The organism is Hymenobacter sp. H14-R3 (assembly GCF_030063445.1).
In the GTDB taxonomy this organism is placed as follows: Bacteria; Bacteroidota; Bacteroidia; order Cytophagales; family Hymenobacteraceae; genus Hymenobacter.
Genome location: NZ_JASITD010000007.1, coordinates 24,727 through 50,836, shown reverse-complemented (window position 1 = coordinate 50,836; position 26,110 = coordinate 24,727). Strand labels below are relative to the sequence as shown.

Annotated in this window: 19 protein-coding genes; 6 read left to right on the top strand and 13 right to left on the bottom strand. The window is 60.9% G+C overall.

Annotated features, from left to right (window positions below; translation table 11 throughout):
- Positions 1-6: 6 nt before the first annotated feature.
- The gene (gene dnaG / locus QMK33_RS08530) at positions 7-2,052 is read right to left on the bottom strand and encodes a DNA primase (protein ID WP_283564158.1); all 2,046 of its coding nucleotides are present in this window, start codon (positions 2,050-2,052) and stop codon (positions 7-9) included.
- Between the two features lie 210 nt (positions 2,053-2,262).
- On the opposite strand from dnaG, the gene QMK33_RS08525 reads away from it, so the two are divergent.
- Together QMK33_RS08525 and QMK33_RS08520 are read left to right on the top strand one after the other, a co-directional pair.
- The gene (locus QMK33_RS08525; protein ID WP_283564157.1) at positions 2,263-3,303 is read left to right on the top strand and encodes an LLM class flavin-dependent oxidoreductase; all 1,041 of its coding nucleotides are present in this window, start codon (positions 2,263-2,265) and stop codon (positions 3,301-3,303) included.
- 533 nt (positions 3,304-3,836) lie between these two features.
- The gene (locus QMK33_RS08520) at positions 3,837-6,785 is read left to right on the top strand and encodes a leucine--tRNA ligase (protein WP_283564156.1); all 2,949 of its coding nucleotides are present in this window, start codon (positions 3,837-3,839) and stop codon (positions 6,783-6,785) included.
- Between the two features lie 202 nt (positions 6,786-6,987).
- On the opposite strand, the gene QMK33_RS08515 is transcribed toward QMK33_RS08520, so the two are convergent.
- The 4 genes from QMK33_RS08515 to rlmF form a co-directional block, all read right to left on the bottom strand.
- A complete protein-coding gene (locus QMK33_RS08515) occupies positions 6,988-7,320 on the bottom strand; it encodes a type II toxin-antitoxin system RelE/ParE family toxin (protein WP_283564155.1) in 333 nt (110 codons plus the stop codon).
- Complete coding sequence (locus QMK33_RS08510) at positions 7,310-7,546, bottom strand: hypothetical protein (protein WP_283564154.1); 237 nt, start codon at positions 7,544-7,546, stop codon at positions 7,310-7,312. The genes QMK33_RS08515 and QMK33_RS08510 overlap by 11 nt, the downstream gene beginning before the upstream one ends.
- Positions 7,547-7,635: 89 nt before the next feature.
- Complete coding sequence (locus QMK33_RS08505) at positions 7,636-9,690, bottom strand: S9 family peptidase (protein ID WP_283564153.1); 2,055 nt, start codon at positions 9,688-9,690, stop codon at positions 7,636-7,638.
- Between the two features lie 210 nt (positions 9,691-9,900).
- A complete protein-coding gene (gene rlmF / locus QMK33_RS08500) occupies positions 9,901-10,875 on the bottom strand; it encodes a 23S rRNA (adenine(1618)-N(6))-methyltransferase RlmF (protein ID WP_283564152.1) in 975 nt (324 codons plus the stop codon).
- A 129-nt stretch (positions 10,876-11,004) separates the two neighbouring features.
- Between rlmF and QMK33_RS08495 the strand changes: the two genes are divergently transcribed.
- Complete coding sequence (locus QMK33_RS08495; protein ID WP_283564151.1) at positions 11,005-13,647, top strand: M14 metallopeptidase family protein; 2,643 nt, start codon at positions 11,005-11,007, stop codon at positions 13,645-13,647.
- A 96-nt stretch (positions 13,648-13,743) separates the two neighbouring features.
- Here QMK33_RS08495 and QMK33_RS08490 read toward each other — a convergent pair whose 3' ends face one another.
- The 3 genes from QMK33_RS08490 to QMK33_RS08480 form a co-directional block, all read right to left on the bottom strand.
- Positions 13,744-15,192: a discoidin domain-containing protein gene (locus tag QMK33_RS08490; protein ID WP_283564150.1), complete on the bottom strand. Its 1,449-nt coding sequence runs from the start codon at positions 15,190-15,192 to the stop codon at positions 13,744-13,746.
- A 441-nt stretch (positions 15,193-15,633) separates the two neighbouring features.
- Positions 15,634-15,993: an MmcQ/YjbR family DNA-binding protein gene (locus tag QMK33_RS08485; protein WP_283564149.1), complete on the bottom strand. Its 360-nt coding sequence runs from the start codon at positions 15,991-15,993 to the stop codon at positions 15,634-15,636.
- A gap of 15 nt (positions 15,994-16,008) precedes the next feature.
- The gene (locus QMK33_RS08480) at positions 16,009-16,185 is read right to left on the bottom strand and encodes a DUF6728 family protein (RefSeq protein WP_283564148.1); all 177 of its coding nucleotides are present in this window, start codon (positions 16,183-16,185) and stop codon (positions 16,009-16,011) included.
- A 121-nt stretch (positions 16,186-16,306) separates the two neighbouring features.
- Between QMK33_RS08480 and QMK33_RS08475 the strand changes: the two genes are divergently transcribed.
- The 3 genes from QMK33_RS08475 (at position 16,307) to QMK33_RS08465 (ending at position 19,043) form a co-directional block, all read left to right on the top strand.
- Complete coding sequence (locus tag QMK33_RS08475; RefSeq protein ID WP_283564147.1) at positions 16,307-16,747, top strand: MFS transporter; 441 nt, start codon at positions 16,307-16,309, stop codon at positions 16,745-16,747.
- Positions 16,748-16,842: 95 nt separating this feature from the next.
- Complete coding sequence (locus QMK33_RS08470) at positions 16,843-18,192, top strand: dicarboxylate/amino acid:cation symporter (RefSeq protein WP_283564146.1); 1,350 nt, start codon at positions 16,843-16,845, stop codon at positions 18,190-18,192.
- A 323-nt stretch (positions 18,193-18,515) separates the two neighbouring features.
- Positions 18,516-19,043 carry a hypothetical protein gene (locus tag QMK33_RS08465; RefSeq protein ID WP_283564145.1) on the top strand — a complete coding sequence of 176 codons (528 nt, stop codon included), beginning with the start codon at positions 18,516-18,518 and terminating at the stop codon, positions 19,041-19,043.
- Here QMK33_RS08465 and QMK33_RS08460 read toward each other — a convergent pair.
- The 5 genes from QMK33_RS08460 to QMK33_RS08440 all read right to left on the bottom strand — a co-directional run bounded on the left by QMK33_RS08460 (position 19,032) and on the right by QMK33_RS08440 (position 25,995).
- On the bottom strand, positions 19,032-19,781 hold the full coding sequence (locus QMK33_RS08460) for a phytanoyl-CoA dioxygenase family protein (protein ID WP_283564144.1): 750 nt from the start codon (positions 19,779-19,781) through the stop codon (positions 19,032-19,034). The genes QMK33_RS08465 and QMK33_RS08460 overlap by 12 nt on opposite strands.
- Before the next feature lie 156 nt (positions 19,782-19,937).
- On the bottom strand, positions 19,938-22,322 hold the full coding sequence (locus QMK33_RS08455) for a hypothetical protein (protein WP_283564143.1): 2,385 nt from the start codon (positions 22,320-22,322) through the stop codon (positions 19,938-19,940).
- A gap of 132 nt (positions 22,323-22,454) precedes the next feature.
- Entirely contained in the window at positions 22,455-24,431 is a 1,977-nt protein-coding gene (gene ispG / locus QMK33_RS08450; RefSeq protein WP_283564142.1) for a (E)-4-hydroxy-3-methylbut-2-enyl-diphosphate synthase, read from the bottom strand.
- Positions 24,432-24,698: 267 nt separating this feature from the next.
- Entirely contained in the window at positions 24,699-25,586 is an 888-nt protein-coding gene (locus QMK33_RS08445; protein WP_283564141.1) for a PAS domain-containing protein, read from the bottom strand.
- A 49-nt stretch (positions 25,587-25,635) separates the two neighbouring features.
- Entirely contained in the window at positions 25,636-25,995 is a 360-nt protein-coding gene (locus tag QMK33_RS08440) for a hypothetical protein (RefSeq protein ID WP_283564140.1), read from the bottom strand.
- Positions 25,996-26,110: the final 115 nt, after the last annotated feature.

Sequence of the window (26,110 nt, the reverse complement as noted above, 5' to 3'; positions counted from 1 at the left end):
AATTAGTTACGCATTGCGCGCCACCACGGTACCCAGCAGCTGGGCCAGCTGGTTGTCGAGCTTGGTGAGTTCGTTGTAGCGCAATAGGGAATTCAGCTTCTCATTATCGTCGAGGCGGGCGTCGTTGAGCTGGGCCAGGCACTGCTGGCGCTCGCGCTGCACGTGGCACTTATTAAGGCGCAGAATAGCGTTGTCGCAGGCCAACTGCAAGAGGTTCAGCTCGGTAGGCACGTGAATATCCTTGATGCGCCAGTTGGGGCTGAGGTCATAGCGCTCGGTGGCAAAGTCGGCCAGCAGCAAGCGGATGGCGCCGTCTTCGTGGTGGGCCAGCTGGCGCATGGTGGGCAGCTGGCCCTGCAAAAAGGCCGCCCGGCACTCGTCCCACAGTTGGGCGTAGAGGGGCGTGCGCAGCGGCGTATCTTCCAGCTGGCTAAGTAGGTAGTGCGCCACCGACACGTCGGGCTGCACCTCGTGGGGGCCGTAGAGCACCAGCAGTCGCAGCACGGCCTGCTCGCACTGTTGCAGCAGGTCGAGGGGGTGGGCTAGCTCCTCGGGGCCGGCGGCGGGGCCCGCCAGCTGGGCCGCCTGCTCCTCCGAGCCGCTCGTGACGCCGTACATGGCCATCTCGATTTCCTCTTCGGGCGTGAGGGGGCGGGGCGGGGCGGTGGGGCGCGGGTTTGCGCTGGGGGCGGGCGGCTGCGAGCCGCCCCTACCGGGCGGGCTGGTTTTGAGGAGCTTGTTGTATTCGGTGATAATCACCTGTTCCTCAAAGCCAAAGGCTACGGCGGTTTGCTGCAGGAACACCTGGCGCTTGAGGCCGTCGGGCACCTTGGCAATGCTGTGCAGCACCTCCCGGATGGCCTCGGCCTTTTTTACCGGGTCGTGGCTGGCCTCGCGGGCCACGAGCGTGGTTTTGAAGGTAATAAAGTCCTGGCTCTGGTTCTCGATGTAGTCGGCAAAGCGCTGGTCGCCCACCTTGCGGATGTAGCTGTCGGGGTCGTCGCCGTCCGGAAACAGCACCACGCGCACGTTCAGGCCGCCTTCGAGCAGCAGGTCGGTGCCGCGCAGGCTGGCCTTGATGCCGGCCGCGTCGCCGTCGTACAGCACCGTCACGTTGTCAGCATACCGCTTAATGAGCCGGATTTGCCCTTCCGTGAGCGAAGTGCCCGACGAGGCCACCACGTTTTTGATGCCGCCCTGGTGCAATGAAAGCACGTCGAGGTAGCCCTCCACGAGGTAGCACACTTCGGCCTGCCGAATGGGCTGGCGCGCCTGAAACAGCCCGTAGAGCACGTCCGACTTGTGGTAAATATCCGACTCGGGCGAGTTGAGGTACTTCGCCATCTTGTCGTCGCGCTTCAGGGTGCGCGCCCCAAAGCCCACCACGCGCCCGCTCACGTTGTGAATGGGGAACATCACGCGGCCCCGGAAGCGGTCGTAGCGCCGGCCGGTGTCGTGGCCCTGCTCGTCTTCGCGCTTGATGACGAGGCCGGTTTTTTCGAGGTATTTGAGTTGGTAGCCGGCTTTCTCACCGGCTTTCAGCAGGTCGTCCCACTGGTCGAGCGAGTAGCCCAGCTCGAAGGTCTGGATGGTGTTCAGGTTCAGGCCGCGCTCCTTGAGGTAGGCGTAGCCCACGCCCATGCCCTCCTCCGTATTTTGGAGCAGCTTATGGTAATGGTCTTTGGCCCAGCTAGATACAATATACTGCGAGTCGCGCTCGTTTTGGGCCAGCTGCTCTTCGGGGGTGCGCTCCTCCTCTTCGGGCACGGCCACGCCGTACTTTTTAGCCAGCGCGCGCAGGGCCTCGGGGTAGCTGCTGCCCTCCACATCCATCACAAACTGGATGACGCCGCCCGCCTTGCCGCAGCCAAAGCACTTATACAAACCTTTACTGGGGTTTACCGAAAACGAGGGCGACTTCTCGTTATGAAACGGGCAGCAGGCCCAGTAGTTCTGGCCCTGGCGCTTGAGCTGCACGTAGTCGCCCACCACCTCCAGAATGTCGGCGGTGTGGATAATCTGGTCAACGGTTTCTTTGGGGATGCGGGCCATTACGTCGGGAAGTCGGGGCTGGGGCACGGCAGCTCCCGCGTTGCCTCGCCCAAGGCAAGGGCTCGTCAGGGAGAACTTGGGGCGCCGTGCCTCGACAAAGTTCTGCATAATCCGACCGAGTTCTCTCGCGCAGCCGGCGCGGGCACTCACCGCACCAACTTTTATGCGCGGCCGTTGGTTTATACTGCTTCCTATTCTTTATGATTGATTATGGCAAATTCTCCTAAGCAGGTCGCCTTTTCCGTGCTGGATTTGGCCCCCGTGCTCGCCGGCGCTACCCCCACCGACACCTTCCGCAACAGCCTGCACCTGGCCCAACAGGTTGAGCAGCTGGGCTATACCCGCTACTGGCTGTCTGAGCACCACAACATGGCCAGCGTGGCCAGCTCGTCGCCGCCGGTGCTGATTGGCTACATCGCGGGCGGCACCACCACGCTGCGCGTGGGCTCGGGCGGCATTATGCTGCCCAACCACGCCCCGCTAGTGGTGGCCGAGCAAATGGGCACGCTCGCCTCGCTCTACCCCGGCCGCATCGACCTGGGCCTGGGCCGCGCCCCCGGCTCCGACCAGGTAACGGCCCAAGCTATTCGGGGCAGCCGCTTTGGCGGGGCCCAGGATTTCCCGCGCGATATTCAGCAGCTGCAAGCCTATTTCTCAGCCGCCAACAGCACGGCGGCCGTGCGCGCCATCCCCGGCGAGGGGCTCAATATTCCGATTTACATCCTGGGTTCCAGCACCGACAGCGCCTACCTGGCCGCCGCCATGGGCCTGCCCTACGCCTTTGCCAGCCACTTCGCGCCGGGCCAGCTGCTGCCCGCGCTGGAGATTTATCGCCAGAATTTCCGGCCATCCGAGGCGCTGGCCAAGCCCTACGTTATCGCCTGCGTCAACGTAGTAGCGGCCGATACCGACGCGCACGCCGCCTACCTCTCCACCTCGCTCCAGCAGTTTATACAGAGCGTGGTAACGGGCCGCCCGGCCCCGCTACAACCACCCGTCGAGTCGATGCGCCCGCTGTGGGTGCCCGGCGGGCAGCAGGCCGTGCAGCAGATGCTGGCCTACTCCTTCGTGGGCAGCCCCGCCACCATTCAGCAGGATTTGCAAGAGTTTATCACCGAAACGCAGGTCGATGAGCTGATGGCCGTCTCCAATATCTTCGACCTGGAGGCGCGGGTGTACTCCTACCAGCTTTTTGCCGAGAGCCTACGGGCGCTGGCCACGCAGCCGGCCGCCGAGCTGGTGGCGCACTAACGCGCAAGCGGCGAGCACGTTTGCCAAAAAACGCGCATCTTTGCGCAACTCCCGGCGGCTGACCTTAGTTAGCAGCCCAAGCAGGAAGGGCGCGAACCCTCCCTGCCGGCTAATGGGTTACTTGTGCAGCAGCACGTAAATGCTGCTGACTACCAGTACCCAGCGACCAAGTTGCACAAGCAGCTTAGTCGGGAGCCGCACGAAAACTATGCTATAGTCTTCGTCACTGTTTAGTTTGTTCTCTATAGGACTTGAATCTTTATGGGGAGAATAAACACCCACTTCGAAGCCCGTGGCCTGCCAGCCACGGGCTTTGCGTTTTTCTAGCCTAAGCTATTGAAAGACACCGTGGTTGGCGGGAGACTACCCTAATAGTGAGGTAAAAGTAGCGCGAAGCTCCGGCTTCGTGCGCGAGCGCAGCGAGCATCTTGCAGTTGTAGCCGTGTGGTTCTGCCTGCTCGTTGCGCTCGCGCACGAAGCTGGAGCTTCGCGCTACTGCTTTCGTAGCTTTGCGCGAATAACCAGCCAACAAAATGCCCGCGTACCGCCCCCAAGAGCTTGAAAAGAAGTGGCAAGACCACTGGCAGCAGCACAACACCTTCCGCGCCGACAACAACTCCAGTAAGCCTAAGTACTACGTGCTCGACATGTTCCCGTACCCCTCCGGGGCGGGGCTGCACGTGGGGCATCCGCTGGGCTACATTGCCTCCGATATTGTGGCGCGCTACCAGCGCCTGCAAGGCCGTAATGTACTGCACCCCATGGGGTTCGACTCATTTGGCCTGCCCGCCGAGCAGTACGCCATCCAGACCGGCCAGCACCCGGCCGTGACCACCGAGAAGAACATCGAAACCTACATCCGGCAGCTTCAGCAGCTGGGCTTTAGCTACGATTGGGAGCGCGAGGTGCGGACTTCGGACCCCGATTATTACAAGTGGACGCAGTGGATTTTCCTCAAGCTCTTCAATAGCTGGTATAACCTCGACACTGACCACGCCGAGCACATCCGCACCTTGCAGGAGAAGTTTGCCGCGGGCGGCAGCGCCGGCATCCGCGCCGCCGGGGGCGACGAGGAGCGCCACGACTTTTCGGCCGGCCAGTGGCAAATGATGAGCGAGAAGCAGAAGCTCGCTGCCATTCTTCCCTATCGCCTTGCCTACCAGCAAGATACGTACGTAAACTGGTGCGCCGCGCTGGGCACCGTGCTCTCGAACGACGAGGTAAAAGACGGCCTTTCGGAGCGCGGCGGCTACCCCGTGGAGCGCCGCCTCATGCCGCAGTGGAACCTGCGCATCACCGCCTACGCCGACCGCCTGCTCCAGGGCCTCACCACCCTCGACTGGCCCGACGCCGTGAAGGAGATGCAGCGCAACTGGATTGGCAAGAGCATCGGGGCCGAAGTTACCTTCCCGGTGCAGGGCCACCAAGGCATTGATATTAAGGTCTACACCACCCGCGTCGATACCATCTACGGGGCTACTTTCCTGGTGCTGGCCCCAGAGCATGAGTTGGTGAATACCCTCACCACGCCCGCCCAGCGCGCGGCGGTAGACGAGTACATTGCCGCCACCAAGCGCCGCTCGGAGCGCGACCGTATGTCGGATGTCAAGCACGTATCGGGCGTGTTTACGGGCGCTTACGGGCTGAACCCGGTCAATGACGAGCCCGTGCCCATCTGGCTGGCCGACTACGTGCTGGCCGGCTACGGCACCGGCGCCGTAATGGCCGTGCCCAGCGGCGACCAGCGCGACTACCTCTTTGCCAAGCACTTCGACCTGCCCATCCCGGCCATTTCGGACGCGCAAAAAGACCTCGACCAGCAGGCCGACCCTACCAAGGAAGGCCTCTACATCAACTCGGGCATCATCAACGGCATGGGCTATAAGGAGGCCACCACCACGCTCATCGCCTTTCTGGAAGAGAAGGGCCTCGGCAAGGGCAAGGTGAATTTCCGGCTGCGCGACGCCATTTTTGGCCGCCAGCGCTACTGGGGCGAGCCCATCCCGATTTACTACAAAGACGGTACTGCCTACGGCGTGGCCGAAGCCGACCTGCCGCTCGTGCTCCCCGAAATCGACGAGTACAAGCCCACCGAAACCGGCGAGCCGCCCCTGGGCCGCGCCAAAGACTGGAAATACAAGGGCCAGTACGAGTTCGAGCTGAGCACCATGCCCGGCTGGGCCGGCTCCAGCTGGTACTACCTCCGCTACATGGACCCGCACAACGCCGACCGCTTCGTATCGGAGGAAGCCGAGCAGTACTGGGGCCAGGTGGACCTCTACATGGGCGGCGCCGAGCACGCCACCGGCCACCTGCTGTACTCCCGCTTCTGGTATTTGTTCCTAAAGGATTTAGGTTTGGTTACGGCCAATGAGCCGTTCCAGAAGCTGATAAATCAGGGGATGATTTTGGGCCGGTCGAGTTTCGTGTATCGGCTGAATTTTTCCTGGGTGGTGAACGTAGCCGAGACTGATGTGCCAACGGCTACTCCAAATCCAGTTTTTCTAGTTTCTAAGAATATATACGATGCCCTGAAGGAAGGTGCTACTGACGATGCCTTCTATAAAATAAAACGTTTTACGGACGCATACGTGTCAAACTTTGCCGACCAGAATCCTTCTCTTGAGGTCCGGGAATTTGGCCACGAGGGCATTACTCCATTGCACGTTGATGTCAGCATCGTCAGTAATGATGTGCTCGACACGGAAGCCTTCAAAAAATGGCGACCTGATTACAACGCGGCAGAGTTTATTACGGAGGACGACGGCCGTTATATCTGCGGTTCCGAAGTTGAGAAAATGTCGAAGGCCAAATTCAACGTTGTTAACCCCGACGTTTTAGTAAGCCAATACGGCGCGGATGCCCTGCGCCTCTACGAAATGTTCCTCGGGCCGCTGGAGCAGTTCAAGCCCTGGAATACCAACGGCATCAGCGGCGTGGCTAGCTTCCTCAAGAAGTTCTGGCGGCTCTTCCATCCCGAAGACGGCGCGTTGGCCCTCACCGACGAGCCCGCCACTCCCGCCGAGCTGAAAACCCTGCACAAGGTCATCCAAAAAGTGGCCCAGGACATCGACAAGTTCAGCTTCAATACCAGCGTCAGCACCTTCATGATTGCCGTGAACGAGCTCACCGCCCTCGGCACCCGCAAGCGCGCCGTGCTGGAGCCGCTCGTGCTGCTGCTCTCCCCTTTCGCCCCCCACCTCACCGAGGAGCTGTGGGAGGAACTCGGCCACGCGCCCGGCAGCATCAGCCACGCCGCCTACCCCGAATTCCGCGAAGAATACCTGGTCGAAGCCAACGTAACCTACCCCGTGGCCATTAACGGCAAAGTGCGCGACCAGCGCCAGTTCGCCGCCACCGCCACCCCCGCCGAAATCGAAGCCGCCATCCTGGAATCCGATTTCCTCGCCCGCTTCGGCGAAGGCAAGTCGGCCAGGAAAGTGGTGGTAGTGCCCGGCCGCATGGTCAACGTGGTGGTGTAATTTGCGCCACTTGTGCAAAGAAGAACGTCATGCTCATCTGGCGTCCGCTTGTCGAAGCATCTCTACCACGCCATTTAGTTTACTATTCTAACGGCGTGGTAGAGATGCTTCGACAGCGGACGCCAGATGAGCATGATGTTCTTTCGTAGCTTAAATAAAAGCCAAAAGCGCCCGCTGTGTATATAGCGGGCGCTTTTGGCTTTTATAGTAATCCGTTCTCGCGCAGCAAGTCGTCGCGCTCTTTGTCAGAAATTGAATCCTGGTCTGACTTATCATAAATCGTGAGTAGATACACTACTTCGCCCACGATTTTCACGCAGGTAATCACCCTAGCACCGCCGCTTTTACCCTTCCCTTTGGCCGCAATACTCATTCGGACTTTGTAGCAGTCGCGGCCCAGTGGCTCACCCGAATTTGGGTCAACTTCCAATTCGTCAAGTAAAGCAGCAAAGTCAGCTTTAAAGCTCACGAATTTCTTGCGCAACCGCTTACCAGGTCGGCGGAAGCTATCGGTAATAACGATTCTAAAGCTCATTTAAAAAGTCACGAGCGTCCTGCAATTTAATTTTTCCCTGCTGATGCAATTCCACCTCGTGGAGCGCTTCACGGAAATCATTAATCCACTCCTGCTGCGCGGGCGTGTACTGCTTGGGCTTAGGCGGAGCTACCGTCTTCGTTTTGATGGCAAAAGGAAGCGCCTTCAGCACCTTCAGTAAAGGGGCAAGCTGTTCGTCGGGGATGGTAAGAATAACCTGGCTCATGATGCAAGATACAAGTGGTTACTGCTTACAAATAGAGCATGGCGTGAGTTCAACTGGGCGCCATCGGAACGCGAACCAGAAAATTAGCACTACTGCCCGCCCACTGTTCCAGCCTGCGCCGAGCCCTTGGGCATCAAGTACTTATTATACCAACCCAGGTAGCGCACGTAGCGGTCTTTGACGTAGCTGGGCGTAGTTACGCCGTGAAACTGGCCGGGGTAAATAACAAGCTGCGTGGGCACGTTGAGGCTTTTGAGGGCCTGGTACATCTGCTCGGTATTGAGCAGGGGCACGTTGAAATCCTTCTCGCCGCACACGAAGAGCGTGGGCGTGTGAATCTGGTCGGCGTGGTAGAAGGGGTACGACACGCGCATGTACACGTCGGGGTTTTTCCAGGGCGTGCCCAGCTCGGTTTCGTAGTCGCGGATGTACTGGTCGGTGCCGTAGCCGGCGAGCACGTTGGCGATGCTGGCCCCGCTCACGGCGGCTTTGAAGCGCTGGTCGCGGGCAATAACCTGGTCGGTCATGATGCCGCCGTAGCTCCAGCCGCCCACGCCGAGGCGGTCGGGGTCGGCCAGGCCCTGGGCCACCGAGTAGTCTACCACGGCCAGCACATCGTCGGTGTCCTTGTTGCCCCAGTCGGCAAATATGGCTTTGCTGTACTCCAGGCCCCGGCCCGAGCTGCCGCGCGGGTTGGCCACCACCACGGCGTAGCCGTTGGCCGCAAAGTATTGCCACTCAAACGAAAAGCCGTAGCCAAACTGCGCCACCGGCCCGCCGTGAATGCGCAGAATAGTGGGGTACTTGCGCCCCGCCTGGTAGCCCACGGGCTTGATAATAAAGCCACTTACCGGCGTGCCATCCTTGCTTTTGGCCTGCATCGGCTCGACTGCGCCGAGCGTCACGCCCTTTAGCCAAACGTCGTTTTGCTTGGACAGCGGCCGCAAACCGCCTTTTTTATCCAAGGCAAATACCTCGGTGGGCTGCTGGGGCTGGCTGCTAAGCACCACCAGCGGGCCCTTACCGGTCATGTCAAAATCGCCGACCTGGCGCGCGCCGGCCAGCACTTTTTCGAGCTTGCCGCCGGAGGCGGGCACCCGCATCAACGACTCGGCGCGGTCATCTTCGAGCAGGAAATAGACGCTCTTGCCATCGGCGCTCCATTGCGGCTGGGTGGTGTTGCGGTCGAGGCCGGCGGTGAGGGCGCGGGCGGGGCCGCCGGCCACATCTACCACCATCAGCTGGTGCAGGGCGTACACGAGCTGCTCCTTGGGGCCGCCCTGCACAAAGGCGACGCGGCGGCCGTCGGGGCTGAAGGCGGGGCGGCTGCCGTAGCTGGGCGCGCTCTCGGGCACGTCGGTGGCCAGCAGCGGGCGGGCGGTGGCACCGGCTTTGGCATCAATTAAAAACAGGTCGTAGTTGTCGTGGCGGTCGGGGTCGGGGCCGCGCTTACTGCTGAATACCAGCTGCTTGCCATCGGGGCTCCAGGCGGGTAGGTACTCATCGTACACGCCGGGCGTGAGGTTCACGAGCCGGCGCGTGGCCACGTCGAACACGTACAAGTGCTGGCGCTGCTGGTTGAGATAGCCATCGATATCCTTCTTAAACTGGAAGCGGTCGATGACGATGGGCGGCGCGGTTTTCTTCTTGGCCTTTTGGGCGGCGGTGAGTGAGTCGGGGTCGGCATCCTTGATAATCAGGGCGATGCGCTGGCCGTCGGGGCTCCACACGTAGTCCGACACGCTGCCCTTGAGCTTAGTCACCTTTTCGGCCTCGCCGCCGGCGCGGTTCAGCAGCCAGAGCTGGGCGTTGCCGCCATCGTCTTCATTGCGGCTCGATACGAAGCTCAGGTACTTGCCATCGGGGCTGAAGCGGGGCTTGGTTTCGCTGGCCGGGTTGGTGGTGAGGCGCAGGTTTTGGGAGCCGTCGAGGCGGGCCATCCACACGTCGGCATCGCGCTTGTCGGTGGCCGTGTCCACGCGGGTCACGGTGTAGGCCACCCACGCGCCGTCGGGCGAGAGGTTGGGGTCGGCCACATCGCGCAGGCGGGCCAAGTCGCTGAGGTTGAGGGGGCGCGGCGCAGTTTGGGCCAGGGTAGCCAGCGGCAGGGCCAGGGCGACGAGGATGGGTAGTAGCGTTTTCATAAGCGGCGAAAAAGACGTAACTAGCGGGTATGGAGACGCATGGAATCTGGTCGCTCTCCGGGGGCAGCCCCACCCCCGGCCCCTCCCCTGCGGGGGAGGGGAGCCTGATGCAATGAAAAATGGTTAGTGAGCAATTATTCTTATCGACTCTCGGCTCCCCTCCCCCGCAGAGGAGGGGCCGGGGGTGGGGCTGCCCCCAGCACAATACCCCTACTTTGCCTTGGCCCAGCGCGAAACGCGCCGCGCGGCCTGCTGCTCGGGCGTGAGGAACGTCCAGGCCACCAGGCGGCTTTTCTTCTGGCCCTGGGCCATTTCGATGGTGCGCACGTCCACGGCCTCGGCCCATTGCAGCTCTTTGTAAATACCCGGCAATGTCTGGCTTTGCGAGATAAGCGCCGTAAACCAGAAGCTGCTGGTGGGTATTTCCTCGCTTTCTTTCACCAGGTTACGCACGAAGGCTTCTTCGCCGCCGGGGTACCACAGCTCGCTGTCCTGGCCGCCGAAGTTGCGCACCGGGGCCGGGCGGCGGCCCTTACCCAGGTTGGCAGTTTTGCGGTGGGTGCCGGCCGTAGCGGCGGCCAGCGAAGGGTAAAAAGGCGGGTTGCACATCACGGCGTCGAACACCTCGCCGCGCTTCACCACGCCCGTGAGCAAGTGGCTGGCCTCGGGCTGGAGCCGGCAATCGACGCTGCCCATCAGGGCGGGGTTGGCGGCCACGATGTTGCGGGCGGCGGCCAGGGCCACGGGGTCGGTTTCGGAGCCCACGAAGCGCCAGCCGTAGGCCTGGTGCCCAATGATGGGGTAGATGCAGTTGGCCCCCACGCCGATGTCGAGCACCGAAATGGTTTTGCCGCGCGGTATTACGCCGCCGTTGCTATCGGCCAGTAAATCAGCAAGATAATGCAAGTAATCGGCCCGGCCCGGGATGGGCGGGCACAGGTAGCCGGCCGGAATATCCCAGTTGGCAATGCCGTAGAAGTGCTTGAGCAGCGCCTGGTTGAGCGCCGTAACGGCCGCGGGGTTGGCAAAATCCACCGATTCGTTGCCAAACTGATTGACTTGCACAAAGGCGGCGAGCGCCGGGCTGGCCTTAATTAATTCGGGAAAATCGTAGCGCTCGCGGTGCGGATTGCGCGGGTGCAGCACGTCCTTGCTGGCGAGTAGGTCTTTGGGCGGTTTGGTCATACTCCAAAGTTACGCGGCACGCTAGCTTTGGCTGAAGCGGGCAATAAGGTAAAATGCGGCGGTTTTAGGGGACAATACCTCGTTTTTGCCCCCTACCTTGTGGCACCTTACCCGTTTCTTGTGCTCCCTATGATGCCTGTTTACGCTGCTTTTCTCACCCCTGCTGCCAGGCGCTGCCTGTGCAGCACGGCCCTAGTGGCCAGCCTGTTAGCCAGCACCGCCAGCCACGCCCAAACCACCCCGCCCGGCCCTGCCCTGCCTCCAACGGCGGCGGCCGATGCGGCCGGCCCGCTGCTCACGCCGGCCCAGTTTCTGGGCTATGCGCTGGGCAGCCAGTTTACCCCGCAGGCCGATGTGCTGCGCTACGCCGCCCACGTGGTGGCCCACGCACCCGGCCGCATGCGCATCACGCGCTACGGCCAAACCTACGAGAAGCGCACGCTGGAGGTAGTCGAAATCGGCAACGCCGAGAATTTTAGCAAACTGGCTGCTATTCAGCTCAATGACCGCCGGCTGGCCAGCCTCGAAGGCGGCGTGGCCAGCCGCCAGCTGCCGGCCGTAGCCTGGCTCAGCTACAACGTGCACGGCAACGAGGCCGTGAGCTCGGAGGCCGTGCTGCAAGTGCTCTATGACCTGGCCAACCCCCAGGATGCCCAAATGCAGGGCTGGCTGAAGAATACGGTGGTGGTGGTGGACCCCTGCGTGAACCCCGACGGCCACGACCGCTACGTGAACTGGTACAACCGCGTGCGCAACCAGAACCCCAACGCCGGCCCCGACTCGTGGGAGCACCACGAGCCCTGGCCCGGCGGGCGCTACAACCACTACTACTTCGACCTGAACCGCGACTGGGCCTGGCAAACCCAGCAGGAAAGCCGCCAGCGCATTGTGCTCTATAATAAGTGGTTGCCCCAGGTACACGCCGACTTCCACGAGATGGGGCCGAATAACTCGTACTACTTCTCGCCGGCCGCCAAGCCGTTTCACGCCGACATCACGCCCTGGCAGCGCCAGTTCCAAAACGTGATTGGCGACTACAACCGCAAGGTGTTTGATGCCAATAACTGGCTGTACTTCACCCGCGAGGTCTACGACCTGTTTGCCCCCACTTACGGCGATACCTGGCCCAGCTTCAACGGGGCCATCGGCATGACGTATGAGCAGGGCGGCGGCGGCCCGGCCGGCGTGGCCTACGCCCGCACCGACGGCGACACGCTGACGCTGGCCCAGCGCATTGCCCACCACCACGCCGCCAGCCGGGCCACTATTCAGGCCACCGCCGAGCGCCACGACGACCTGCTGCGCGAGTTCCAGGCCTACTTCACCAACGCCAAAACCAAGCCCGGCGGTGCCTACAAAACCTACGTGCTGGCCTCCGGCAACGACCCCGGCCAGCTGCGCATGCTCACGCAGTACCTGGAGCGCCAGCAAATCGACTACGGCTTTGCGCCCAAGCAGCTCAAAACCAAGGGCTTCAACTACAGCAGCGGCAAAACGGAGGCCGTAACCGTGCAGCCCCACGACGTGCTGGTGAGCATGTACCAGCCCAAATCGACGCTCGTGAAAGTGCTGTTTGAGCCCCGCCCGCAGCTCGAAGACTCGCTCACCTACGACATTACTTCCTGGGCCCTGCCCTACTCGTTTGGGGTGAAGGCCTACGCCCTGGCCGAGCGCCTCGACGCCAGCGGCCCCACTCCCACCCCGGCCGTGGTGAAGGGCAGCGCCGCCGCGCCCACCGACAAACCCTACGCCTACCTGGCCCGCTGGAACAACCTGCAAGACGTGCGCTTCCTGAGCCAGCTGCTCCAGAAGAAGGTGAAAGTGCGCTTCGCCGAGCAGGCCTTCGAGGCCGAGGGCCAAAAGTATACCCCCGGCACGCTCATCATCACGCGCACCGGCAACGAGGCGCTGGGCGCGCAGCTCGACCAGCTGGTGCGGGCCCAGGCCGACTCGGCGGGCACGGTGGTGCGCGCTGTTAAGTCAGGCTTTTCCACTACCGGCCACGACTTAGGCTCTGGTAGTGTGCACTTTGTGAAGCAGCCCACGGTGGCCGTGGTGGCCGGGCCGGGCGTCGACGCTACGGCGTTTGGCGAGGTATGGCACTTCTTCGAGCAGCAAATCGGCTACCCCATTACCGTGTTGGGTACCGACTACCTGAGCCGGGTGAATATGTCGAAAATCGACGTGCTCATCCTGCCCGACGGCAATTACCAGGATATTTACCCCGCCCCGGCCCTCGAAAGCCTCAAGGCCTGGGTGCGCGGCGGCGGCAAGCTCATTGCGATGGAAGGCGCCATGAAATTCCTGGCCAATAAGAAAGACTTCCTGCTCAAAGCCAAAACCGCCGATTCGGTGGCTCTCAAAAAAGCGGAGGCCACCAACCCCTACCTGCCCCTGCGCCGCTACGGCACCGCCGACCGCGAAAGCACCGAAAACCAGGCCCTGGGCACCATCTACCAGGTGCAGCTCGACAACACGCACCCGCTGGCCTTCGGCTACGGCGGCACCTACTCAGCCCTCATTCGTACCCCGCTCAGCTACAAGTTCTTACCTAAAGGTGGCTGGAACGTGGGCGTCATTAAGAAGAACGGCTACTACGCCGGCTTCAGCGGCAGCAAGGCCCGCAAAGAGCTGGTCGACACCTTCGTGCTGGGCGAGCAGGACCTGGGCCGCGGCCAGGTTATCTACCTCGGCGACAACCCCTTGTTCCGCGCCTTCTGGCAGAGCGGTAAGCTCTTGTTTGGCAACGCCGTATTCCTGGTGGGGCAATAGCCACTGCTAATCAGCGAAAGAGGAAGCCCCGCCGATTACTCGGCGGGGCTTCCTCTTTGGCTGATTAGCAGTGGCTTCCTAAGTTTGTTTCGGTACTTAGTTACTCTTTTGAATGCGCGTGCGGCCCAGCACCTGGCCCGCCGTTTCCACGGTTAGCACGTAGCTGCCGGTGGCGTAGGGCCGCAGGTCGATGGCCTGGGCGTTGTGGCCGGCCTGCGCGGCCAGGGTTTCGGTGTGCACTACCTGGCCAGTGCTGCTGGTGAGGTGCCAGCGCACGGGGCTGGCCGCGCTGGCGTCCCACTCCACAGTGGCCTGGTCGGCCGTGGGGTTGGGGTACACGCTGATGGTGGCCGTGACAACGGCCCGACCCACGCCCGCTACAGCCACCACCGGGCCATATGCCGTTTTGCCATCCTGGTCGGTTTGCTTGAGGCGGTAGTAGCCCGTAGTAGCCAGCGGCGCGGCGTCGAGGTAGTGGTAGGCATGGATGGTCGCGCTATTGCCCGCGCCGGCCACCTTTGACAAGGTGCTAAAATCCAGGCTATTAGCAGAGCGCTGCACTTCGAAGCCGGCGTTGTTTAGTTCGGTGGCGGTGGTCCAGGTTACGGCCACGCTACTGCCCTGCGGCACCGCTACAAAGCTGGTGAGCGAAACCGGCAATGGCGTAAACGACCCGAATAGCTGCAGCTCAAAAATGGAGAAGCCCCCGTTGTTCTGCCCCCCGCTGGCCCCCAGCATGCGCACGTAGCGCCCGCTCGCCACTACCCCGTACTCATTGTAGTACACCTGGTTGTTGGTAAAAGTGGCAAACGTTACCCAATTATTCTTATCGGCCGACACCTGCAACTCGAAATTGACACCGTACGCGGCCTCCCAGTTGAGGTAAACGCGCGAGATGGTGGCCGTCTGGCCCAGGTCTATCTCCAGGTTCTGGTTGGTGGTAAACAGCGTTGACCAGCGCGTGGTAGGGTCGCCGTCGAAAGCCATCGCCGGGGTAAAGTTGGCCTGCGTGTTCGAGGCTTCTGCCTCCTTGCTCAGCGCCAGGCTAGCGGCCGCGCCCGTGAAGCCATACACCTCAAACTCGAAGATGGAGTAGCCATAGGGCGTAGCGCGGGCCGTGCCCAGCATACGCACGTAGCGGCCAATAGTGCCCAGGTTGGCCAGCTCGTTTATGAACTTAGAGTTCTGGTTTACGGGTGTGTTGCCGGTCACCTTTCTGGCGGTTGTGTAGTTGATGCCGTCATTGGAAACCTGCACCTCAAAATCCTTCGCATACGCCACTTCCCAGCTGATGCGCACCCGGTCGATGGACTGCACCGTACCCAAGTCGATTACCAGCGACTGCGGGTCGGCAAACTGGCTCGACCAGCGCGTGGCCTGGTTGTTATCGGTGGCGTAGCTAGCCGGGAAGTCCGCATTTTCCTGCGACGAGCTAATGGGCTTTATGCCAGCTGCCAAGTTGAGGTTTTGGGCGAATAGCGCGTTGCTACCGGCCAGCAGGCAAAGCACCAGGAGCGTAATACCCGCGAGTAAGTGAGTTTTCATAAAAAGCAGTTGAGAATGAAGTGTTTTATAAAGATAATGCATAAAATTATCTTTATCGTCTCATTTTACCCCCAACGGCGTAGTACCCGCAAATGCTTATAGCTTGACAATCAGGTTATTTCTTCGAAACATCCAAAAAATTAAGTTTATCCCCATGGGAATGAGCTTCGCTAGCTATTGGTAGCCAGCAAAATGCAGCGGCGGTTGCGCAGCCGCACATGGCGCTATAGTACAGTGCCTCAACAGCTTAAAAACACCCAGAAAAACTTGTTAGCCCGCCCGCAGTGGCCTGCCTGGGGCAGGGCAACACCGGCCGGCTACGGCCTTCTCAAAGCCCGGCTACCGGCGGCGGCGCGCGGTGCCGAAGCAGGCGGCCCGGCCCCGGCACCTTCAACGCCGTTGCGCAAGCCAGCGCAGCAGCTGGCACCCCACTGCTTTTGGTTAGCTGGCAGCCTGGGCGATTTTTACCCGCATGGCCTTGGGCAGCGCGGCCACAATGAGCTGGTAAGAGTCGGTAATCCACTGGTGCAGCTGGGCGTTGGTAGCGCCGGTGCCGATGAGCACGGTGTTCCAGTGCCTTTTATTCATGTGGAAGCCAGGCCGCACGTAGTCGTATTGTTCGCGCAGCTCGGCGGCGCGCTCGGGGTCGCACTTCAGGTTGATGCTGGCAAACGTTTGCAAGTCGGTGAGGGTAAATAGTTTACCACCCACCTTAAACACGAGGGTGTCGGGGCCGAAGGGTGTTTCTTCGGTAGCCCCCGGCAAGCCCAGGCAAAAGTCGCGGTAGTCTTCGATGTTCATCGCACCGCCTTTTCGCTAGCGGATAAACCAGCGGTAGAGCAGTACGCACAGGCCCACCAAAAATATGCTCATGCTCAGCTTATTGATAAAGTGCATGGTGCGCAGGTTGAAGTTGGTCTGGCGGTTAGGGTCGTTCTTACGGAAGAAATAACCGAAAGCGGGGCCAAAGTTGAAAAGGTTTTTACCGTTCATGGGAAGCAGGATAAGGTATGGTAAAGTAACACAAACCACGTCAGAAAGATTGTCGAAATGCCGGATTTATCCGTAGCGACGGGGCAGTTACCCGCTCGCCTCCGCGGTCATCACCTTTTTCGTGCTGAGCCTGGGCTTTGCCAGCGTGCGCGCGGCCCTGTCGCGCCGCGTCACGCAGGCTTTTTCCACCTTCACTACTCCCATGCTCAAGCTTTTGGTGAATACCGCGCACATGCCCAAGGTGGCGGCCAATGCCAGCTTCCCGGCGCTGCTGGTGGTGGCGCGCCCCACCGTGGGCGGCTACAGCGGCAGCAACGCCCTGGTAAAGGCCGTGCTGTTTCCGGTCGAAATCCGGGCGCTGGGCGTTGGGCTGCCGCACGCGCCCGGGGTGGCCGTGCTTGGCGGCCCCGCCGAGTATAGCGCGCTCTGGTGCAAAGGCATCGGCCATAAAGCCTGTTGCCACTGGTACACCGCGGTGTGCGTGGGCATTTCGCTGGTGGTGCTCCTCACCGTGCAGGGCACCTGCAAAACCTCGCAGCTCAACAAATACCTATCAGCCTGACAAGCAGCTACTTGGCTATTCCACGGCATGCTACTAATCAGTATTTTCAGTAAATACTTGATAGTCAATTAATTAATTCTCAGCTCTCCCCATTCATGCAACGCGCTTTTTCCAACCTCACCGTGCAGGTGCTCACCGCCATCGCCCTGGGCGTGCTCGTGGGCGCGCTGTTTCCTGCGTTCGGCGCGGCCCTCAAGCCGATTGCCGACACGTTTATCAGCCTCATCAAAATGCTGATTACGCCCATCATTTTCCTCACGGTGGTGCTGGGGATTGCGGGCATGGGCAGCCTGCAAAAGGTGGGCCGCGTGGGCGGTAAAGCGCTGCTATACTTTGAGGTAGTAACCACGCTGGCCCTGGGCATCGGCATTTTGGTGGCCAACCTTACCCAGCCGGGCGCGGGCGTGCAGGCCACGGCCCAGGCCGTGCTGCAAGACGGCAAGAAGACGGCCGAGGCGGCCAAATTCACCGCCCAGGCCGGCGAAATGAACTGGGTCGAGTTCCTTACCCACATCGTGCCCGACAACGTGGTGGGTGCCTTCGCCAAGGGCGACATCCTGCAAGTACTGTTATTTTCGGTACTCTTTGGCCTGGCCCTCAACAAGCTGGGCGACTACGCGCAGCCGCTGGTCAAAACCTTCGACCGGCTGTCGCACGCCATGTTTGCGGTGCTGGCTATGGTGATGAAGCTGGCTCCCATTGGCGCATTTGGGGGCATGGCCTTCACCATTGGCAAGTATGGCATTGCCACGCTGCTGCCGCTGGCCAAGCTTATGCTGGTGGTGTACGCCACCATGTTTCTGTTCATTTTTGTGGTGCTCAACCTCATTATGCGCTACTACAAGCTGCGCCTGGGGCCTTATCTGAGCTTTATCAAGGAAGAGATTTTGCTGGTGCTGGGCACCTCGTCGTCCGAGTCGGCCCTGCCCCGCATGATTGACAAGATGGAGCGCTACGGCTGCTCGCGCTCGGTGGCCGGCCTGGTTATTCCCACGGGCTACTCCTTCAACCTCGATGGCACTTCCATTTACCTATCCATTGCGGTTATCTTTCTGGCTCAGGCCTTTAACATTCCGCTTTCGCTCACGCAGCAGCTCTCGCTGATTGCCATTCTGGTGGTCACGAGCAAGGGCGCGGCGGGCGTTACGGGCTCGGGCTTCATTGTGCTGGCCTCCACGCTGGCGGCCACCAAAGTGATTCCCGTCGAGAGCGTGGCCCTGCTGCTGGGCGTGGACCGCTTTATGAGCGAGGCGCGGGCCATCACCAACGTCATCGGCAACGGCATTGCCACGCTGGTAGTGGCCAAGAGCGAGGGCGAGTTTGACGAGGCCCGCCACCAGCTGGCCCTGCAAGGCCGCTCGGTGCCCGAGGAGCGCCGCCCCGAGCCGGCCGCCATGCTGCCCCGCATCGAGATTGCGCAAAAGGACAAAGCAACTCAAGACTAACTATTTTATTTATAAGTAGTTAATAACACCGGGGCTTACTAGTTTTCCCTTTATTTCAGCAGTTATCCAAATGGGCAAGCACCTGCTCGGTCCCAAAACCTGGCCGCCGCCCCAGCCAACCACCCCACGGCCGCGCCGAGGACCCGCGCCGCGACAACAATGCCGGCGGCAACGTGCGGCCCGGCAACCACAGCGCCCAGGTGGCGCTCACTGCTCACTTGCCGTGCCCGCCCCTGCCTGTGGCCCGCGCAACGGGGAGGTGGCCAATGCCGGGGGCGCGGGTCGATTCCCCGTATTTTTGGGCAAACCTCCTGCTACGCGCTATGCAACCCAAACCCTACCCCCGGCAACTCTCGCGCGGGGCCAATAATGCCGTTATTGGGCTTTCCGCAACCGAAGTCGGCAAGCTTTTCAGCGCCGACGCGCGCTCCGACATTGACTCGGAAGCCGAGAAAATGCGCTTCGCCAATGAGGTCAACGGCTTGGTGGTGAAGTATAATCGCCTGGAGGTGAACGAAGTACTCGGCGCCAACATGCTTGTTATGGAGCGCATCTACCCGCTCGATTTTCGCGCCCACGAAGTAGAGATGCGCGAAATCTGGCTCGACGTGTTCACCGATGAGCTGCGGGCGCTGCACGCGGCCGGCTTCGCGCACCACGACCTACAGCGGCCCGCCAACCTGCCCGGCGAGCGGTTCGACAATATCCTGCTCACTGCCCAGGGCCTACGGCTGATTGACGTCGGTATCTCGGTGCTGCACCAGCAGGTGGGCAACTCATTTTTTGCGGCCTATGTGCAGCGTGAGCTGCAGGAGCTGGAAGTGTTCCGGCAGTTTTTTTTAGCGCGGTAAGTGTTCCGCGGCCATTGCCAGCCGCTCGCGCCACGCCAGCCCGGCGGGCAATTCCTCGGCCGAAAACTCCAGGTGAATCACGCGGCGCGGCCGGTCGCTGGTGCTGCGGTTGGAGGCGTGCAGCAGCAGCGGCTTCATCAGCATGGCGCCGCCGGCGGGCACGGGGCAAACCGTGGCGGCCGGCGTGAAATCGGTGATGGTTTCGGGCGGCACCACGCCGCGCTGGTGCGAGCCGGGCACCACTTTGAGCGCGCCATTGGTGGCGTCGCAGTCGTCGAGGTGCAGGCGGATGGTCGTGGTGTTTTCGAGCACGGCCGCGGGCGGCTGCACGGCCACCCAGCCCGCTTTGGCCGTCCAGGGGCCGTAGCCGGGCCGGTCGGCGCGCTGCGCCACGTTTATCATCAAATCCTGGTGCCAGGCCACCAGCCAGTTGGACCCGGCCGGCTTGTCAAAATAAATAGCCTTGGTGAGGTGGCAGCCGGTGGGAAATAATTCGGCCAGCAGCTCGCGCAGCGCCGCCGTGTGCAGCAGCGGCAGCAGCGCCGGGATTTCGCCCAGTAGATTGCGGATGGCAAACACGCCCTGGCTCCGCCTGAAATTGGGGCTGGCAGCGGGCGCGTTTTCGATGCAGGCCAGCAGCGCCCGCACCTCCTCGGGGCCATAGAGGCCGGGCAGCGTGGCGCAGCCGCGGGCGGCAAATTCGGGGGTGAGCATGGGCGGCAAGGTAGTGGCGTGCATAAGCGGCAAAGCTAGCGCACTTGCCAAGTCAGGGATGCGGGCACCGGCCCGACGGCGGAGCCGGCTGGCCGGTTGCCACGTGACCGATGCCTGCCCGACTGGCCGGGCGGCGCGTTTGCCCACCAAAAGCAGTTTTCAAGACCTGCCTGGGAGGCCTTACACTTTCAAAAAACCAAGCTCGTAGACCAGCGGTTGCAGCTTTTCGGTGAGTGCCTTGTAGGCCGCTTGAAACGGCTGAAACGAGGTGGGCGGCAAATCGCCGCTGGCGTTGCGGGCTTCCAGCGCTTTGCGCACCTGGTACCAGCCTACATCGGGCCGGTTGAGCTTTAATTCTTCCCGCACGCTGCGGGCATCGGTGTGGGCAAAGTAGGCGCGCCACAGCGTGTTGCCGGCGGCCAGCACCGCCTGGGCCGGGGCGCTAAAAGCCTTATCGGCCAGGTACTGCACCATGAAGTCGCTCTCGAAGCGGTCGGGCGCGTCTACTTCCTGCTCGGTGAAGGGAATGAAGTGGTTGACGATGCTCCAGCTTTTCCCGTTCCAAGGCAGGTCGTTGGCCGAGGCAGTAAGGTTGCTGCCGCTGAAAAGCATCCAGATGAGGCAGTCGTTTTTGAACTCGTCGGTGAGTGGCTCAGTCGGTTGCAGAAACTGGTCGCGGTCGTTGAGCCAAGTAGGTTTGACAAGACGGCGAACGGCGAAGACGATGGCGGCTTGCCAGAGGTTTTCGGGATTTATAAAGAAAGCGCCGGCACTAGAGTAGGTCGAAGAAAATATAGCTGTCCGCTGGCCTGCATGCTGCGGGTCATTGCTGTCGCAAAGCATCTGACCAATAGCATTATTAGACCAAAATTTTCCTCGAACGTCGATTATTTTGATGGCCGGTTGAACTGCGTTTTTGAGAGGAATTACCAGTTGCGTATTTGGTTTTGGTCTAATAACCCACGTATTGAGGGTTTCTTTGATTGCGACGTTAGAAAATGTCTTTTCGCCTACTGGCTCTGCACGCTTATTAAGCACATCTACCTGAACGTCAGTGATTAATCCTGTTCCCTTTCCGTCCGCTCTCGCTTGCCAAACGAGAAATCCAATTGGAAATTCTCCTTTCAATCCTTCAAACGCTTTGCTATGGACGACAAATCCGCCTAAATATTTTGCTCGCCATTTTCCCCGAAACGCCTCGAAGTTGGCTGAGTTGACGTACTTCATTTTACTGAATATGGCAACCGTCGCGTCAGGAATTTCTATGCCTATTCTTATCAGAAACTGGACGAAAAGCTCCCGGCTAGCGTAGCCATAGTCCTTCATAACGCCAGCCATTTTTGTAGCTGCCACTTTTGTTTTTGCCTCACTACCAAGTGTATCGCCTGACTCCGCATACGGCGGATTGATGAGCACCAGAATTTTTTTCCCGTCGGCAATGGCTTTGCGCAGGGCTTCGGGCACTTTGTTGGTGAGGCTGTAATCTAGCTGGCCATCTTCGGCGATGTCGTCGTTCAGGTAGTCGTACTGGAAGCGGGTGGCGGCGGCGCAGGTTTTGGTGGCCTTCATCACGTCCACGTCCGCCGCGTCCAGGGTGCTCATGTAGATGTTGCGGTGGTTGCTGTGCTTCACTTCCAGGTTGCCCACGCCGCAGCACATATCCCACACCACGTATTCACGCTGCCAGTTTTTGCTCAGCACCTCGGCCAGCTTATCGTAGGCCTTGTCCACTACGTGCAGCGGCGTGTAGTAAGCACCCTTGAAGCTGCGCTCATCGAGCGGAATCAGGCTGTCGCGCCGTTCCAGCAGGTAGTTGCGGTAGGCCGCTTCGGGCGGGCGGTGGTAAATGGCCCAGAAGCGCCGGTAGCCCTCGTGGCTGCCCAGCTCGTAGAGCTTGCCGCCGAGCGCAAAAATCGGCTTGCCGTTGCGGTGCAATAGCTCGGCGGGCAGGTTGGCGTGCGTGCTCACCGTGCCATCACTCATAATATCGGCGAAGAAAAGCAGCGCGTACTCTTCCGGGGCCACGTCCTGAATCTCGTGCCCAATCAGGGCCACCCACTTGTCGAATACCTGCTTCAGGTTGTCGGGCGTGATGGCCACCCGCACGATATCGCCCGAGGCAATGGCGCCGCGAATGGTGCTGATAAATTCGTCCTCGTGCGTCTCAATCTTAAAGGACACGAAGTAGGTACCGATGTAGGCCGATACCGCATCGAGGGCTTCCTGGGTGTAGCCGCTGGCATTTTTACCCCACTTGATGGTTTTTTTGGCCAGAAAGGGAATGACATCCGCGCTCTTCATAATGGCGGCCTTCTGCGTGTCAATCACCGCGAGCAGCGGCGGCACATATTCCCCCTTGTTCAGCGCCTGCTGCACGTAGTGCATCAGCTGCGTAAACATGGCGTAGGTAGAGTGCTTATGGCCCTCCTTGGCCTCAAACCAAACTTCTTTGGTTTGGATGTCGATAAGGTTTTTGCTGTATCCCTTCAGATTAAGCGCCTTAATGTAGGCGTCCTTAACATCTTCTTCAGAGCGAGCCAGTTGGAGGCGTTGGTGGAGGGTCATGCGAAAGCGGGCAGTACAGGGGAAAACTAGTTGGGCTGTAGGGTAAGCTTTAGCTTGCCAGCGGGCGCGTTTACTATTTAAGTGTCTATTTATCAAGCAATTGACGCGAACGCCGGCAAGCTAAAGCTTACTCTACAGCTCTACCAATTCCTTTTCCAGCCACTTGCCGTCTTCCTTCATCAGGCCAATCAGCTCGTCTACGGCACGCTCTTCGGGCACGGCCTTTTTGATGACGTCCTGGCCGCGGTAGAGGGCGATTTTGCCCTTGCCCACGCCTACGTAGCCGTAGTCGGCATCGGCCATTTCGCCGGGGCCGTTCACGATGCAGCCCATAATGCCGATTTTGATACCCTTGAGGTGGTCGGTGCGCTTGCGAATCATGGCCGTGGTTTCCTGCAAGTCAAACAGGGTGCGGCCGCAGCTGGGGCAGCTGATGTACTCCGTTTTGCTCATGCGGGTGCGAGCCGCCTGCAAAATGCCGAAGCTCAGCTGGTTGAGGTTGCTGAGCGTGTCGAGCCACTCGGCCTGGGGGCGCGGGGCCAGCTGGTCGGTACTCAGCACCACGCCATCGCCGAGGCCGTCGATGAGCAGGCCGCCGATGTCGGTGGCGGCGGCGAGCTGGGTTTGCTCCAGCGGCTGGTCGGGGTACGAGCGGGCGATGATAACCGGGCAGGTTATCTGGTTGGTAAGCAGCTCAAAAAACGCCCGGCGCAGCGCGGGCATGGCGTGGGCATTGAAGGTGCCCAGCACCAGCACCACGGTGGGGTCGTGGCGCAGGTGGCGCAGCAGCGACGCATCCAGGGTATCGAGGCCCACCAGCAGGAAGTTGAGCTGCGGGTGGCACACCGGGCCATCTATGTAGCGGTCGGCCGTCAGGAGGGGGTAGTGGTGCGGGCGCTTGCCGGCATCGACCCAGGCCCCATAATTTAAAATTTCCTTAAGGCCGTTGGGCAGCATAAAGGGCACCGGCCGCTCACCGGTATAGATGTAGTCGGCCCCCTGGTCCGACATCTGAAACTTGTCCAGAAACGGCGAGTACAGGTGGCCGGCGGCGCGCAGGTCGGCGTACTCCAGCTGGGGCAGCTGCGTGAGGCTCACCACCACGCGGGGCACGTTGAGGCCCCCAAAGTTGGCCACCTCGTGCGTAGCGCGGCGCTGGTACTGGAAGGGGTTAATCGGCTCCTCCCCCACCACGGGCTTAATGGGCTGGGCCAAGGCGGCACGACCTATATAACGGTCGATGAGCATTTTAGCTACCGGGGCTTCCGCCTCGGGAGCTTCGGTGAGGCTCACGCGCACGGTATCGCCGAGGCCGTCTTCGAGCAGCGTGCCAATGCCCACGGCGCTCTTGATGCGGCCGTCCTCGGCTTCGCCGGCTTCGGTTACGCCCAGGTGCAGCGGGTAGGGTTGCAGGCCCTCCACGTCGAGCTTTTGCACCAGCAGGCGGTAGGCCTGCACCATCACCTGGGTGTTGCTGGCCTTCATGCTCAGCACCACATCGTAGTAGTTTTCTTCCTCGCAGAGGCGCAAAAACTCCAGCGCCGACTCCACCATGCCCAGCGGCGTATCGCCGTACCGGCTTAGTATGCGGTCAGATAGCGAGCCGTGGTTGGTGCCAATGCGCATGGCCGTGCCGTACTGCTTGCAGATTTTGACCAGCGGCCGAAACCGCTCCCGAATGCGGTCAACCTCGGCCGCGTAGCTGGCATCGGTGTACTCAATGGTGTCGAACTTCTTTTTATCGGCGTAGTTGCCGGGGTTCACGCGCACTTTCTCCACAATGCGGGCAGCCAGCTCGGCGGCGTTGGGCGTAAAGTGGATGTCGGCGATGAGCGGTACGTTGCAGCCGCGCGCCCGCAGCTCCTTCTTGATTTCGAGCAGGTTCTGGGCCTCCTTCACGCTGGGCGCCGTAATGCGCACGTACTCGCAGCCGGCCGCCACCATGCGCAGCGTCTGCTCTACCGAGCCCAGCGTGTCCATGGTGTCCACGGTGGTCATGCTCTGCACCCGAATGGGGTAATCGCCGCCCATGGGCACGCCGCCGATGTTCACTACCCGCGCCACGCGGCGCTTATACTCGGTCAGGCTGGGGCAATAGGTCTTGTTCATTGCGCTAAAAACTAGGGCCGGCGAGCGAAAGTTGCGCTCGGCGCAAAGGTACACCGGCCGGTTAGCGCCGGTTTGACAAGGGCCGGCCGGCCGCGGCCTTTTTCAACGGTAGTTCCCGCTGCATCTGCTGCGGTGAAAACACCAGCACGGGGGCGCTGCAAGCAGCGGTTTGCAACCTGCCAACGCAGCGTTACTTACCAAGGCAAAAGAACAGCGCCCAGCGCCGCCCGGCAAAACCGGTACGGCGCTGGGCGCTACCCAACCGGGCTACTGGGCCACCTGCTTGCGCAAGTGCTGCACTTCGTGCTCCAGCTCCAAGTTGCGGAAAGTTACTTTGGCTTCGAGGTCGTCGTACGAGTTTTGCAGCTGCTCTTGCAGCTGGCGCATCTCGGTTACGTCGGTGTTGGTGCCCAGCCAGCGCAGCAGGTGGCCCTGCTCGTCGCGCACGGGCACAACGCGGGTCAGAAACCATTGATACTCTCCATTTTGGGCCCGCAGCGGAAACGTCAGCTCCCAGGGCTTGCCGGCGAGCCAGGCTTTTTGCACAAACTCGACCACCTGCTTCCTATGGTCGGGGTGGTGCACTTTATCCCAGCCCCAGCCCTCCATGGCGACCAGGTCGGTGCCCGTGTAGTCATACCAGCGCTTGTTGTACCAGTAGATGTGGCCGTCGGGCCGGGCCATCCACGAGAGCTGGGCCACGTTGTCGGCCAGGGTCGTAAACTCCGATTCGCGCTCCTGAAGCAACTCGCCAGCTACTTTTTGGTCATGAATATCGGTGCAGGTGCCAAACCACGTCACGACGTTGCCGGCCGCATTGCGCCGGGGCAGGGCCTGGGCCAAAAACCAGCGGTACTCCCCATCCTGCGCCTTAAAGCGGTACTCAATTTCGTAATCGGCCCCGGTAGCCAGCGACTGGCCCCATACTTGGCGCGCCCGGGCGCGGTCGTCGGGGTGCAGCAAGTTGTTCCACATGTCGGAGCCCACGCTATCGGCCAGCGTGTAGCCGGTGAAATCAATCCAGCGCTGATTGAAATAGGTGTGAAAACCCGTGGCGTCGGTTATCCAAACCAATTGCGGAATAAAATCGGCCAAAAACAGAAACTCGTTCTCAGTTTGGGGGAGCGAAGCGGAAGCGGCGTCGGAATGGGACACGATAAAAAACGGCTAGAGCTAAATCAGGTGTGTTATATAGAGAAGGCAGCTACGGGCGGTCGAGCTGCATTTCCAGCCCCGAGCTGAAGTACAGGTTGAGCTGGCTGCGGGCCCCGTCGGTGGTGCGCCGCAGGCGCGTTACCAGGGCCCGAATCTCCTCGGCCGAAAAGCTCAGGCGCAGGTAGGGGCGGTTGAGCAGCTCGTCACGCTGCACGTCCCAACTGCCCGTTTCGCTGGCCATGGGAGCCTGTAATTCCAACGCCGTATCGCTGAGCCACAGGCTGGTAGCCTGAGCCAGCAGGCTGGCCGGGTCGGCCCGATTCACCACCCGATGCGCCACCCGCCAGGCCCCGGCCAGGTAGTCATCGGGCACTTGTTGAAGGTTGATATCGAGTAATAAATCAGACATGGTGGGTGGAAAATCGGACGGAAGCGGCAGTAAAAGAGTGCCTCCCAGAGATGCTTCGCAGGCTGTTTGGCACCGAAGCGCCCCGGTAACACGTGGAAGGATAGCTAGGTTTCCA

Excerpts from the sequence above, each read along its gene's own strand:
- QMK33_RS08520 (WP_283564156.1), top strand. The coding sequence starts at position 3,837 with ATGCCCGCGTACCGCCCCCAAGAGCTTGAAAAGAAGTGGCAAGACCAC.
- QMK33_RS08470 (WP_283564146.1), top strand. The coding sequence starts at position 16,843 with ATGCAACGCGCTTTTTCCAACCTCACCGTGCAGGTGCTCACCGCCATC.
- QMK33_RS08465 (WP_283564145.1), top strand. The coding sequence starts at position 18,516 with ATGCAACCCAAACCCTACCCCCGGCAACTCTCGCGCGGGGCCAATAAT.
- QMK33_RS08495 (WP_283564151.1), top strand. The coding sequence starts at position 11,005 with ATGATGCCTGTTTACGCTGCTTTTCTCACCCCTGCTGCCAGGCGCTGC.
- QMK33_RS08525 (WP_283564157.1), top strand. The coding sequence starts at position 2,263 with ATGGCAAATTCTCCTAAGCAGGTCGCCTTTTCCGTGCTGGATTTGGCC.
- QMK33_RS08505 (WP_283564153.1), bottom strand. The coding sequence starts at position 9,690 with ATGAAAACGCTACTACCCATCCTCGTCGCCCTGGCCCTGCCGCTGGCT.
- dnaG (WP_283564158.1), bottom strand. The coding sequence starts at position 2,052 with ATGGCCCGCATCCCCAAAGAAACCGTTGACCAGATTATCCACACCGCC.
- QMK33_RS08440 (WP_283564140.1), bottom strand. The coding sequence starts at position 25,995 with ATGTCTGATTTATTACTCGATATCAACCTTCAACAAGTGCCCGATGAC.
- QMK33_RS08515 (WP_283564155.1), bottom strand. The coding sequence starts at position 7,320 with ATGAGCTTTAGAATCGTTATTACCGATAGCTTCCGCCGACCTGGTAAG.
- ispG (WP_283564142.1), bottom strand. The coding sequence starts at position 24,431 with ATGAACAAGACCTATTGCCCCAGCCTGACCGAGTATAAGCGCCGCGTG.
- QMK33_RS08510 (WP_283564154.1), bottom strand. The coding sequence starts at position 7,546 with ATGAGCCAGGTTATTCTTACCATCCCCGACGAACAGCTTGCCCCTTTA.
- QMK33_RS08480 (WP_283564148.1), bottom strand. The coding sequence starts at position 16,185 with ATGAACGGTAAAAACCTTTTCAACTTTGGCCCCGCTTTCGGTTATTTC.
- QMK33_RS08455 (WP_283564143.1), bottom strand. The coding sequence starts at position 22,322 with ATGACCCTCCACCAACGCCTCCAACTGGCTCGCTCTGAAGAAGATGTT.
- QMK33_RS08490 (WP_283564150.1), bottom strand. The coding sequence starts at position 15,192 with ATGAAAACTCACTTACTCGCGGGTATTACGCTCCTGGTGCTTTGCCTG.
- QMK33_RS08460 (WP_283564144.1), bottom strand. The coding sequence starts at position 19,781 with ATGCACGCCACTACCTTGCCGCCCATGCTCACCCCCGAATTTGCCGCC.
- QMK33_RS08485 (WP_283564149.1), bottom strand. The coding sequence starts at position 15,993 with ATGAACATCGAAGACTACCGCGACTTTTGCCTGGGCTTGCCGGGGGCT.
- rlmF (WP_283564152.1), bottom strand. The coding sequence starts at position 10,875 with ATGACCAAACCGCCCAAAGACCTACTCGCCAGCAAGGACGTGCTGCAC.